Here is a 12,200-nt window from a genome sequence, read left to right on the forward strand (position 1 = left end):
CTTGCGGCGGCGCCGCTAATCCTCTACACAATGTAGTACTACACGTTGTCGTGGAGGTGACTCGATGCGAGTGGTCATCGTCGGAGCGGGGATCGGCGGGCTCGCCGCCGCCCGTGGCCTGCTCGCCGCCGGGCACGAGGTGACGGTGCTCGAACGCGCGCCCGAGCTACGGACGGGCGGCGGCGCCATCACCGTGTGGGGCGGCGGACCCGCCGTCCTGGCCGACCTGAACGTCGACCTCCGCGGCGCGGGCCGGCGGCTCACCGCCATCGAGGCCCGTACCGCGTCGGGCCGCCTGGTCTCCGCGGTCGACATCGACCGGCTCCGGGCCGGGCTCGGCACTCCCGCGGTGGTCATCCCCCGCAGCTCCCTGCTGGCCCGGCTGGCCGAAGGCCTGCCCGAGGGCACGGTCCGGTTCGGAACGCGCTTCAGCCGCCTGCGAGAGTGCGGCTCGGAGGTACGGGTCTGGACCGAGGACGGCACCGAGCACACCGCGGACCTGCTCATCGGCGCGGACGGGGTGCGTTCCCGCGTGCGCGTCGCGCTCGGCGGCGACGCCGAGCCGCCGGTGACCGGGATGGCCAGCTGGCAGGGCCTGATCCCCGCGCCGGTCGACCTGGGATCACGCGGGCTCATGATGGTGGGCCGGGCGGGTGACGTCGGGCTCAGCCCGGCCGGCGACGGGCTCGCGCAGTGGTTCTGCGACGTCCCCTGGCCGCCGGCCACGGCCTGCGACAAGCCGTTGGAGATGCTGAGGGAGCGGTACGGAGACTGGGCCTCGCCGGTCCCCGAGCTCCTGGAGGCGCTGTCCGGCGTGGAGCTGGAGGCGTTCCCCCATCACCGGCTCAGGGTACGGCGCTGGAGCCGGGGCCGGTGCGTGCTGCTGGGCGACGCGGCCCATGCGATGCCTCCCACGTTCGCACTGGGCGCGAACCAGGCGCTGGAGGACGTCTGGGTGCTCCTGCGCCGCCTGTCCGCCGACCCGGCGACGGCACCGCGAACCTACGAACGCGACCGCCGCAGGCGAGCCGCGCTGGCCTCGCTGATCGCCACCCGGAGCCTGGCCGTCGCCGGGCCGATGACGGTGTTCCAGGGCGAACGACCGATGCGCATGGCCGGCGCCGTCCCCTCCCGGATGGCCACCCGCGGCGTCGCCGCCCTCCATCACAGGATCAGCAACCGACTGCGATCCGAGAGACCCGGCCACGATCACGGGTAACCGTCTCGTACGACTCGCGGGATCACGATGCGGGGAGCGCGGCCGCCACGCACACGCGCGGCCGGGCCATCCGTCATTCGCCGGGCGTCGGCCTGCCAGAGCCGGACGACCGTGGCCTCCGCGACCTTCCGCCGAGCCGGACGGCCTCGCGTGCGGCCTCAGTGTCCCCTCTCCTCGCGGCATGACGGAAGAGCGACAACGCTTCGTACGGCCGACCGGTCTCCTCCAGGAGGATCGCGAGGTTGTACATGATCGCCGTATTCGCCCCGTACTCATCGTCACCTGGGACGTCGCATGAAAGGTCCCGTTCGTCCAGCGCGCGGCGGTACCACTCCTCCGCCTCCACCGGCCGTCCGGTCTCCCTGAGCAGCGTGGCGAGGCGGTTCCGGGCCTCCGGATACGCCACGCGGGCCGCCGTCCGATAACAGCGCTCCGCTTCCTCCAGCAGACCGTCCTCTTCGAGGAAGATGCCGAGGTTGTAGTGGGCCGTGAGCCCGCCGCCGAGGGCCACGGCACGGCGCGTCCACCGCAGTGCCGCCTCGCGATCGTCGTCCTCGATGACGATCGCGAGGTTGATCATCGCGGCGATGTTCCCGCGTTCGGCCGCCACCCGGTACCACCGGATCGCCTGGTCCTACGGTCGGCGGCGTCGTGCAACCGCCCGAGGCGGCAGGCGGCCTCGACGTGGCCCCCTTCGGCGGCCTGACGTAGGAACGGCTCGGCCTTGTCCGGCAGACCCGCGAAATACGCGTCCTCTCCTCGCAGGTACAGGGCATCGAGATCCACGAACCCATGATGGCCGAACCGAGCTCACGGGGACTGTTCGGCGGCGTCACCTCTCGTCGATCGACTCCGGCCGGTAGAGGCCTCCCGAGTACCTTGCAGCCACCAGGCGAGCTTATTCTCTTGCGACTTGTAGGTACGAATAGTACCTTAACTGGCACCCGCAGTACCTTGCTGCGGACGCAGCGAAGGAGCGAGCCGATGGACGGATGTGCCGTGGACCCGCGGTCGGTGGCCGTGGTCGGGATGGCCTGCAGACTTCCCGGAGCGTCAGGGCCCGAGGAGTTGTGGGAGCTGCTCAGTGACGGCGTCGACGCGACCGGTACGACCCCGCCCGAGCGCTACGACGTGGACGCCGTGTACTCCGCGCGGCGGGCGCCCGGAAAGATGACCGCCCGGCGCGGCGGCTACGTGGCGGGCATGGCCGACTTCGACGCCGGGTTCTTCGGCATGTCCGCCGCCGAGGCGGTCGAGCTGGACCCGCAGCAGCGACTGCTGCTGATGGTGGCCTGGGAGGCGTTGGAGGACGCGGGCCAGCGTGCGGACCTGCTGGCCGGCGGCCGGACCGGGGTCTTCGTCGGTAACTCGCGCTCGGATCACCTGGAGAACGTCTTCCGGCAGGGCCTGGAGGCGGCGACGGCCTCGCAGTTCAACAACGTCCGTTCGCTGCTCCCGGCGCGCCTGTCCTATTTCTTCGACCTGCGGGGGCCCAGCGTCCTGGTGGACACGGCCTGTTCGTCGTCGCTGGTGGCCGTGCACGAGGCGGTGCTGAGCCTGCGCGCCGGTGAGAGTCCCCTCGCGCTCGCCGCGGGCGTGAACATCCCGCTCAGGCCGGACGAGAGCGTCATGATGGCGCAGGCCGGCACGTTGGCCGGCGACGGCCGCAGCAAGTTCGGGGACGCGCGTGCGGATGGGCACGCGCCGAGCGACGCCGTGGTCGTCATCGTGCTCAAGCCGCTGGCCGCCGCTCTCGCCGACGGCGACCGGATACGCGCCGTCATCGTCGGCAGCGCGATCGGCAACGATGGCCGTACGAGCGACTCCGTGCTGAACCCGTCGATGGCGGGCCAGGTGGAGGTGCTGCGCTGGGCGTACGAGGACGCCGGGGTGGCGCCCGCGGACGTCGACTACGTGGAGGCGCACGGGGCCGGGTCGCCGCTCCTGGATCCGCTGGAGCTGAACGCCCTGGGGCTGGTCCTGGGGGAAGGGCGGCCGTCGGACCGGCCGCTGCTGGTCGGCTCGGTCAAGTCGAACATCGGCCACGCGGAGGCCGCCGGGGGTCTGGCCGGCCTGATGAAGGCGGTGCTGTGCCTGGAGCACGGCAGGGTTCCGGCCAGCCTCCACGCCGAGACTCCGCGTCCCGGCGTGGCGTGGGAAGACCTGCCGGTGGCCATACCGTCGGCGCTCACGGACCTCCCCGACCTCGGCCGGCCGGCCGTCGCGGGTGTGTCCGGGCAGGGCTCCTCGGCCCTCAACGCCCACGTGGTGCTCCGGCAGGCGGAACCCGCCGCGCCCTCGGCCGATGACGACGGGAGCGGCGCGGCGTACCTTCTGCCCCTGTCGGCCCGCACCCCCGAGGCTCTCCACGCTCTGGCACGCGCCTACGCCGCCTACCTCTCCCCCGGCGGTCCCGGTGCGGCGTACGCCGTGCGGGACATCTGCCGCGGCGCCGCGCTGCGCCGCCAGCACCTGGAACACCGCCTGGCCGTCGCCGGCACCTGCCACGAAGAGCTGGTGGCCGCGCTCGACGGGACGGGCGAGCCCCCCGGGGACCCGGCCCTCGCCGAGGTCGCCGCCCGTTACCGCGCCGGTGGGACGGTCGACTGGGCGGCGATCTTCGGCCCGGACGGCCGGTACGTGCCGCTGCCCACCTACCCGTGGCAGACCAGGCGCTACTGGCCTGGCGAAGAAGGCGCGGAAGAGGACGGCGGTGACCTCGCGGCCTGGATCCTGCGTCAGCACGCGCGCACCCACTTCCACGCCGAGTCCACCCTCGCCGACATCGGTATCGACTCGCTGGCGAAGTTGCAGCTGATGATCGAGCTGCGGAAGAGGACCGGTCGCGACCTGGACCCCGAGGTCATCGGTGGCCTGCGCACCGTGGCAGAGCTCCGCCGGTGGACGCGGGAGCTGGAGGCGGTGGCCCGATGAGCGATCCCCAGAACGCCTACGGCTGGTTCGCCCGGTCGGCCGACGCGCTCGGCCACGACCACGCCGCCCTGGAGGTCGGCGGGGAGCGGTTCACGTACGCGGAGCTGCGCGATCGGGCGGAGCGGCTCGCCGCCCGGCTGAGCGGGGCGGGCGGCGCACCGACACGGCGGGTCGGGCTGCTGGCGAGCCGCTCGGCGACCGCGTACGCCGGTTATCTCGCCGTGTTGCGCGCCGGTGCGACGGTCGTGCCGCTGAATCCGGAGCACCCGGTCTCCCGTACGCGCGGCATCGTCGAAGCCGCCGGGATCGACCTGGTCCTGACCGACGCCGCCAACGCGGGCGCCGGGCTCGGCGCGCCCGAACTCGTGGCGGACGCGGACGAGGCCGGCGACGGCCCGGCGGTGCCGGAGTTCCGTGACGCCGGCCCGGACGACATCGCGTACATCATCTTCACGTCCGGGTCGACCGGCGTTCCCAAGGCGGTGCCGATCACGCACCGCAACCTCGGCTCGTACCTGGGCCAGGTGGCGTCCCGGTACGAGATCGGCCCGGGCAGCAGGGTCTCGGGGAACTTCGACCTCACCTTCGACGGCTCGGTGCACGATCTGTTCGTCACCTGGGCGCGGGGCGGAACGCTGGTGGTGCCGCAGCGCGGCGGGCTCCTCTCTCCGGTGCAGGCGGTCAACGCCCTGCGGCTCACCCACTGGTTCTCGGTGCCATCGCTGGTCTCCTTCGCCGCGCGCCTCGGCACACTGGGGCCGGGCAGCATGCCGACGCTGAAGTGGAGCCTGTTCGGCGGCGAGGCGGTCCCCCTCGAGGCCGCGCGCCAGTGGCAGGTCGCCGCGCCGGACAGCAGACTGGAGGTCCTCTACGGACCGACCGAACTCACCATCGCCTGCACCGCCTACCGCCTGCCGCCCGACCCCGCCGACTGGCCGCGCACGCCGAACGGCACGGTCCCGATCGGCACCTGTCATCCGACGCTGGAAGGCCTGGTGCTCGACGAGAACGGCGCCCCGGCCGACACTGGCGAACTGTGCGTACGCGGCCCGCAGCGCTTCGCCGGCTATCTCGATCCGGTGCACGACGCGGGGCGTTTCCTGCCCGCGGGCACGCCCCAGGAGGCCTGGTACCGGACCGGCGACCGGGTGACCTGGCAGGACGGCGTCATGGTCCACCTCGGACGGATCGACCACCAGGTCAAGATCCGCGGCCACCGGATCGAGCTGGGCGAGATCGAGGCGGCGCTGCGGCAGCTGCCCGGCGTCCGCGACGCGACCGTCCTCACCGTGCCGACCGCCGGCGGCGAGCCCGAGCTGGCCGCCGCCGTCACCGGCGGCGGATGTGTCCCCGAGCGGCTGTACGCCGCACTCTGCGACCGGCTGCCGCCGTACATGCTGCCGCGCCGGATCAGCGTGCTGGGCGAGCTGCCGCTCAACGCCAACGGCAAGCTCGACCGGCGGTCCCTGCTCATAGAACTCGGACGCTGACCCGGCATCATCCCTACGTCTGTTGCGAGGCACCCATGTTCGACGCCATCGTGGTCGGGGCCCGTTGCGCGGGCTCCCCCACGGCGATGCTGCTCGCCCGCGCGGGACACCGGGTCCTGCTGATCGACCGGGCCGCGTTCCCCTCCGACACCCTGTCCACCCACCTGATCCATCAGCCGGGAGTCGCGGCGCTCGCCCGCTGGGGCCTGCTGGAGACCCTGCGTGCCTCCGGCTGCCCGCCGCTGAACCGCGCGGTGTACGAGGTCGCCGACGTCCGCCTCGAAGGCTGCGCCCGTGGGGTGGACGGGCAGCGTGCCGGATACTCTCCGCGCCGTCACGTCCTGGACGCCATCCTGGTGGAGGCCGCGACCGCGGCCGGCGCCGAACTCCGGGAGAACTGCCGCGTCACCCGCCTGCTGTACGACGAGACCGGACGCGTCATCGGGGTGGAGGGCCACCACGGTGGCCGGCGCTTCTCCGAACGGGCCCACCTGGTGATCGGCGCCGACGGCATGCGTTCCACCGTCGCGCGGCTAGCGCGGGCCCCGTACACCGTCCGGGACCCGAAGCTGACCTGCGCCTACTACTCGTACTGGGCGGGCGTTCCGGCGGCCCTGGAGCTGTACGAGTCGACCGGGAGCTGGGTGGCCGCCGTCCCCACGCACGACGACGCCACCCTGGTCCTGACCTACTTCCCGCAGTCGCGCTTCGAGGAGGTCCGCGTCGACGCGGACCGCGCCCACCGCGACCGGATACGGGCCACCGCGCCCGCCCTGGACGAACGGCTGCGCGGGAAGGAACAGGTCGAGCGGCTGCGCGGCACCGGCGACCAGCAGAACTTCTTCCGGCAGGCGGCCGGCCCGGGCTGGGCCCTGGTCGGCGACGCCGGGCACCACAAGGACTCCATCACCGCCCGCGGTATCAGCGACGCGTTCTTCCAGGCCGAGTCCCTGGCAGGGCGGGTCGGTGAACGGCTCGGCGGCGACCCCGCCCTGCTGGACCAGGCACTGCGGCGGTACGCGGAGGAGCGTGACGCCACGCTGATGCCGGGGTATGAGTCCACGCTGGCGGTGGCCCGCCTGGCCCCACCGCACGACCGGCGCCTCGCCCTGCTGCGGGCGGTCCAGACGGTGCCGGAACTCACCTCGATCTACTTCGACATGGTCGCCGGCATCGTCACCACGAGCGCCCTCTACACCCCGGAACTCCTGGAACGCCTGGCCGGCTGACGCTCAGGACGCTCGTGCCGTTCAGCGAGGGCAGCCCGACATCAGGCGCCGGTAGTAGGCGGCGGCGTCGCCGTGCGATTCCGGCCGCGTCCGCTGCACCCAGAGCATGACCTGGCCGGGCGCCCACGGGTCGGCGGTCGTCACGTACCAGGTGCCGGGGATCTTGTCGCGGCCCACGTTGTAGGCCTGGCCGCCATTGCCTCCTTCTTCGTAGTGGAAGATCGGCGCCGACACCTTGTGCCGCCGGAGCGTCGCGAGCGCGTCATCGACGGTGCGGCCCCGGATGTCGACGCAGTGCAGTGCCTCTCCGGGTGCGAACGCGCTGTTGGTGCTGGTGTACTGCTCGCCCGGTCGCGCGGCGCGGCCGAAGGTGATGCTCGCGCTGCCGTGGAAACCGATCGGGATCCTCACGCCGACCGGGCAGGAGCCGCCTCCGGAGAAGCACTTGCCCTTTCCGCTGATCATCTGGATCCCGTCGCCGCCGTCCGCCTCGACCACGGTGCCGGCCACCGACGGCGAGGCGGGGACCAGGGTGAGCCGGATGTTCATCCCGTGAGCCGCGAACTCCTTCCGGTACCGCGCGGGGTCGGCGAGCGGGTCCTTGACCTTGACGACCAGGTACTTCCCCTGGGTCGAGAAGGTCAGCACGGCCGGCTCCGCCCTCAGCGGAGGGCCTCCCGGGGAGGCGGGAGATCCGGTCGTCGCGGCGACGACCACGGCCGCCGTGCCGGCGGCGGCCACGACCAGCGGCACGCCGATGACAAGGCCCCGCCGGCGCCGCCGTGCCGGAGCCGGTTCGACGGGGGTGCTCATGATGTGCTCGGCCAGCTCACTCCTGGTCCGCGTGCTCACCATGCCGGCGACCTCCTCGTCAGTGGTGGTCGCGAGGCTCGAGATCAGGTCATCGTGGTTCATGCGTGTTCTCCTTTCGCGACACGCGCCCGGACGGTCGGTCCTCCCACCGCCCGCGCCTCCAGCTCACGGGCGAAGCGCCTGCGCGCGCGGTGCAGCCGGACGCGCACGGCGTTGCGTGAGCAGCCGAGCGCGGTCGCGATCTGCCCCGGGTCCAGGGACTCCCAGCCGACCAGCGAGAGCAGTTCCCGGTCGTCGTCGGACAGCGCGCGGAAGGCGGCCGCGACCGCGGTCAGGTCGTCGTCGTGTTCGACGGGCCGGTACGAGGCGGCGAGCTCGGCGCGCAGGCGCTCGGTGAGCACCAGCCGCCGGCGTACGCCGCGGTAGTGGTTGGCCAGGACGCGCCGCGCGATCCCGTACAGCCAGGGCCGCGCCGCGTCGCCGCGCGGCATGTCCTCCAGCCGCCGCCAGGCGGTCAGGAACGTCTCGGCCAGGATGTCCGCGGCGTCGTGAGCGTTGTCGGCGCGCCGCAGGACGTACCCGAGGACGGGGTCGTGGCAGGCCTCGTAGACCTGTTCGAAGGTTCGGCGTCTCTCATCGGGGGGTCGCAAGCCCTCTCCTCTCGCTGGACGCGTGGTGCGTCGTACCCCCTACGTGTCCGCACCCGCCGGGGCATTTCGCGCGAAATTCCCGCCTCGGTACGGACACCTACGGCATGGGCCCGCCATCCGGGCGCGCCCCGATGAGAGGAGATGCCATGGTAGGCAGACGAGCCGCCGTCGTCCTCGGAGCCCTGGCCCTGCTGGCCCCCGGCACCGCCCAGCCGGCCCACGCCGCACCCGCGCCACCGGCACCCCGGCGGACCGGCCTCCCGTACGGCCTCGCCAGGTCGCGCATCGTCGGCACGCCCATGCGCCACGCGAGACCGCTCAGTACGCGATCGTTCTCCGCCGCGGCGCCCGAGGTGACCATCGACGTCCTCGACCGGAGCGGGAAGCCGCCGACCACCGACGAGATCGATTCTGTGCTGTTCATACCGCTCGACGGCGGTGACTGGCTGAGCGCGGAGGTACGGGACGGCCACGCCGAGGCCGCGGTGCCCGCCGGCGCGTACGCGGTGTCGGCGTACGTGATGTCCACCGGCGCGAACGGCGAGACGTCCACCACTCTCATCTACCGGTCGAAGGTCTCCGTCACCAGGGACACCGCGCTGACGCTCGACGCCCGCACGGCACGGCCGATCCGGGCGGCGGTCGACCGGGCGGACGCCCGGACCGTCGGCATCGCCGCCGTCCTCACCCAGAGGCTCGGCTCCAGGGTGGAGACCGTCGCCTTGCTGGACGGCCCGGGCAACTTCGTCACGCCGACCGGCGGCGACTCCGAGCTCACCTTCCGGCTCCAGGCGCAGCTCACCAAGGACGGCGCGGCCACCAGCCCGTACCTCTACGCGATCGGTGCCGCACGCGACGGCATCCCGGCCGATCCCGGCCTCAGCGTCCGCACCCGGGACCTCGCCGCGGTACGGACGGGGTACGCCGGCGAGGGCGGCCCGGCCTGCGTCGGGACGTCGGCGGGCGTCGACTGGGGCACCGGGCTGAGCGTCGAGGGATGGACCGGCCAGGGGCCGCTGCCGGCCACCCGCACCGAATACCTCTCCCCCGGGCTGAACTGGCTGCGCTCGGAGTACGTCACCGGCACCGACTGCGGGTTCGCCTTCGACGACACCGACGTACGGAGCCGCACCGAGCGGTACCCGGGCGCCGGATCGTACGCACGGCGATGGAGCGCGGCGCCCGCCGGTCCCGCGGCCGGGTCGCTGCACTGGCAGACCGGTCAGGAGCCGGCCCTGGTCGTACGGATGCTGTCCTCCCAGGACGCCCAGAGCTCGATCGCGCCGTACGCGCACATGACCGGCACCTCGACCCTGCGCGACGCGAACGGCCGGGTCATCGCCACGAGCGACCAGCCGGGCAGCGCGAACGACTGGACGCACCCCGCGCCCGGGAAGTACACGCTCACCGTGGACGCGAACCGCGACGCGCCCTGGTCCGACCTCGCCACGCGACAGCACGTCGTCTGGAACCTCACCGTGGACGACGCCGCGCGGGTGGCGCTGCCCGTGCTGCGATACGCCACCGCGCTCGACGCCGACGGCCGCGCCCGCGCGGGCCGGAACCAGACCATCACCGTCACACCCGACGGGACGGGCGGAACCCCGGCGCTGCAGGTCTCCTACGACGACGGCGAGAGGTGGACCAGCACGCCCCTCCACAGGAGCGGGAGCGGCTGGACCACGCAGGTCCGCAACCCGGCGTCCGGCTACGTATCGCTCCGCGGGACCGTCGCCGGCGTCGTGGACCAGACGGTCATCAGGGCGTACGGCGTCGGCTGACGCATCGCGGATCGGCCTCTGCGGTCTCTGCCGGACGACGTCTTGCCTGCTCAGGCCTATTACTTGAGTGGTTTGACCGGTAGTATCCGGTTCCTGCCGTTATGCGTGCGGTGTCCGGATAGAGGCGATCTGATTGGGACGGAGGTGCCGATGGCCCTGACCGAGGCACTACGGGCGGGTGCTCCCCAGGCGTTCGGCGCGCTCTATGACGAGCACGCCGCAGCGGTCTACGCCTACTGCTATGTCATGGTCGGCGATGAGGCGGGCGACGCGCTGCGCGACGCCTTCGTCACGGTCGCACGCCGCCCGGACTCCGTCCCCGGCGACGACGCGGAGCTGGCGGTGTGGCTGCACTCACTCGCCCGGGCCGGGTGCGTACGGCGCGGCGCCTTCCGGCGCGGCGTCGTGGCGACGACGTCGACCGACCCGCTGCGACGCGCGCTGGCCCTCCTGAGCCCCGAATACCGCGAGGTCCTGGCGCTGTCGACCGCTCTCAGCCCGGCGGAGACCGCCCAGGTCCTCGGCGTGGCGCCGGACACCGCCGAGCCTCTCGTACGGGAGGCGCGGTGGCGCCTGCAGCAGGCCGCCGCATCGGTGGGCGGCCGGGAGACGCGGGACTCGGCGCCCCTCACCGCGCTGAGCGGGGAGGCCCTGCACCGGCTGGTGACGCTGGGGTACGAGCCTCCGGCGGGACAACGGGAGCAGGTGCTGTCCTCGTGCGCGGCGGCCGTACGGGCGCGCGGCGGGGCGGCGGTGTTCGGCGCCGACGGGACACCGCTCCCGCCGGACGCGTTCTCCGCGCAGGCCGATGACGCCACCCACCAGTTCTCCAAGATCTCTCCGGACGAGCCCACCACGCCGCCGCACCCGGTCGACGCGACCTCCGCGGACACGCGGCCGGAAGAGTCCGCGCCCGACGGCTCGCCGCCCGCGGAGCCACCGCCCGCCGAGCCACCGTATTCCGGGTTCCCCGAGGACGGGTTCGTCGAGGCGACGCTGGTCGGCCTGGAGTCCGTGGGCTCGGGGCCGGACGAGTACGCGAGCACGGACGAACAGCCGCCCGCCCGCGGCACGCACGCGAGGCGGAGAAAGCCGGTCGCCGGCCGCCGGGCCCTCGCGGCCGTGGGCCTGGTGGCCTGCGTCGCCGCGGCGACCGGCGTGGCGCTCGCCTGGCCCGGCTCGAACGACGCGAACCGAACCAGCGCGATCGTCCATCAGAGCCCCGGCTCCGGCCGCCCGGTCCAGCCGGCGCCGTCGAGCGACCCGACGCCCCCGCCGCCGCGGGAGGCCGGCTCGGAACCGGACACGACGCCGACCGGTGACGCCGCCGAGCCCAAGGCCACGAAATCCGACAGCAGCAGCGCCTCCGCGGACGACTCGGCCTCCGCGTCCCCGAGCAGCAGCCCCTCCACCAGCGACTCGGCCTCGGCGTCCCCGACCTGCAGCCCCTCTCCCGACGACTCCGGCTCGGCCACTCCGAGCAGCAGCCCTTCCCCCGACGACTCCGGCTCGGCCACTCCCAGCAGCAGCCCCTCCTCCGACGACTCCGGCTCGGCCACTCCCAGCAGCAGCCCCTCCTCCGACGACTCCGGCTCGGCCACTCCCAGCAGCAGCCCCTCCTCCGGCGACTCGGCGTCGGACTCGGCGAGCCCCACCCCGACGGCCCGGCGGACCCCCAAGCCCAGGCGGACGCCGAAGCCGAGGCGGACGCCGAAGCCGAGGCGGACGCCGAAGCCCAGGCGGACCCCGTCGCCCCACCGGACCCCGTCGTCCGAGCCGGCCTCACCCGCCGAACCGACCCGCTCGGCCAGGGCGACCGCACGCCCCGACCGGCCGACGACCAGGCCGAGGCCGCGTCACACCTCCGCGCCGTACGGCATGCCCGGCGACGGCCGCGGAACCGCAGGCCGCCGAGACCCCGATCGCACGTGCGGCGGACAGTGCGCTCGGCCGCGCCCCTGGAACCCCGGCGGCGACGACGGCGGCGGCCGACCGGCCGGCCCCAGGGCTCCGGGCGACGGCCGGCGCGGCCCTCAGCGGTGAGACCCCGGTGACGCGCACGGGCGCCGTCCGCCACGATGGGC

At 73.6% G+C, this 12,200-nt stretch carries 9 protein-coding genes; 6 read left to right on the forward strand and 3 right to left on the reverse strand.

The features are described from left to right. The first annotated feature begins 64 nt into the window (after positions 1-64). A complete protein-coding gene (locus ABEA10_RS30810) occupies positions 65-1,219 on the forward strand; it encodes an FAD-dependent oxidoreductase (protein ID WP_345469874.1) in 1,155 nt (384 codons plus the stop codon). Positions 1,220-1,292: 73 nt separating this feature from the next. Here ABEA10_RS30810 and ABEA10_RS30815 read toward each other — a convergent pair whose 3' ends face one another. Further along, positions 1,293-1,829 (reverse strand): tetratricopeptide repeat protein, encoded by a 537-nt coding sequence (locus ABEA10_RS30815; protein WP_345469876.1) that lies wholly within the window; start codon positions 1,827-1,829, stop codon positions 1,293-1,295. Between the two features lie 374 nt (positions 1,830-2,203). Here ABEA10_RS30815 and ABEA10_RS30820 point away from each other — a divergent pair, with 374 nt between their 5' ends. Genes ABEA10_RS30820 through ABEA10_RS30830 form a run of 3 tightly spaced genes read left to right on the forward strand, consistent with a single transcriptional unit; the run spans position 2,204 to position 6,872 of the window. Then, a complete protein-coding gene (locus tag ABEA10_RS30820) occupies positions 2,204-4,153 on the forward strand; it encodes a beta-ketoacyl [acyl carrier protein] synthase domain-containing protein (RefSeq protein WP_345469878.1) in 1,950 nt (649 codons plus the stop codon). Beyond that, the gene (locus ABEA10_RS30825; protein ID WP_345469880.1) at positions 4,150-5,643 is read left to right on the forward strand and encodes an amino acid adenylation domain-containing protein; all 1,494 of its coding nucleotides are present in this window, start codon (positions 4,150-4,152) and stop codon (positions 5,641-5,643) included. The genes ABEA10_RS30820 and ABEA10_RS30825 overlap by 4 nt, the downstream gene beginning before the upstream one ends. A gap of 35 nt (positions 5,644-5,678) precedes the next feature. Further along, complete coding sequence (locus ABEA10_RS30830) at positions 5,679-6,872, forward strand: FAD-dependent oxidoreductase (RefSeq protein WP_345469882.1); 1,194 nt, start codon at positions 5,679-5,681, stop codon at positions 6,870-6,872. Between the two features lie 21 nt (positions 6,873-6,893). On the opposite strand, the gene ABEA10_RS30835 is transcribed toward ABEA10_RS30830, so the two are convergent. After that, positions 6,894-7,787, reverse strand: a complete 894-nt coding sequence (locus tag ABEA10_RS30835; protein WP_345469883.1) for a hypothetical protein — start codon at positions 7,785-7,787, stop codon at positions 6,894-6,896. Next, positions 7,784-8,335 carry an RNA polymerase sigma factor gene (locus tag ABEA10_RS30840; protein WP_345469884.1) on the reverse strand — a complete coding sequence of 184 codons (552 nt, stop codon included), beginning with the start codon at positions 8,333-8,335 and terminating at the stop codon, positions 7,784-7,786. Before ABEA10_RS30840 ends, ABEA10_RS30835 begins: the two co-directional genes overlap by 4 nt. A 146-nt stretch (positions 8,336-8,481) precedes the next feature. Between ABEA10_RS30840 and ABEA10_RS30845 the strand changes: the two genes are divergently transcribed. Together ABEA10_RS30845 and ABEA10_RS30850 are read left to right on the forward strand one after the other, a co-directional pair. Continuing rightward, positions 8,482-10,116 (forward strand): hypothetical protein, encoded by a 1,635-nt coding sequence (locus ABEA10_RS30845; RefSeq protein ID WP_345469885.1) that lies wholly within the window; start codon positions 8,482-8,484, stop codon positions 10,114-10,116. 150 nt (positions 10,117-10,266) lie between these two features. Beyond that, positions 10,267-12,159 carry an RNA polymerase sigma factor gene (locus ABEA10_RS30850; protein WP_345469886.1) on the forward strand — a complete coding sequence of 631 codons (1,893 nt, stop codon included), beginning with the start codon at positions 10,267-10,269 and terminating at the stop codon, positions 12,157-12,159. The last annotated feature ends 41 nt before the right edge of the window (positions 12,160-12,200 follow it).

The sequence above is a fragment of the Actinoallomurus oryzae genome (assembly GCF_039541955.1).
Classification (GTDB): Bacteria; Actinomycetota; Actinomycetes; order Streptosporangiales; family Streptosporangiaceae; genus Actinoallomurus; species Actinoallomurus oryzae.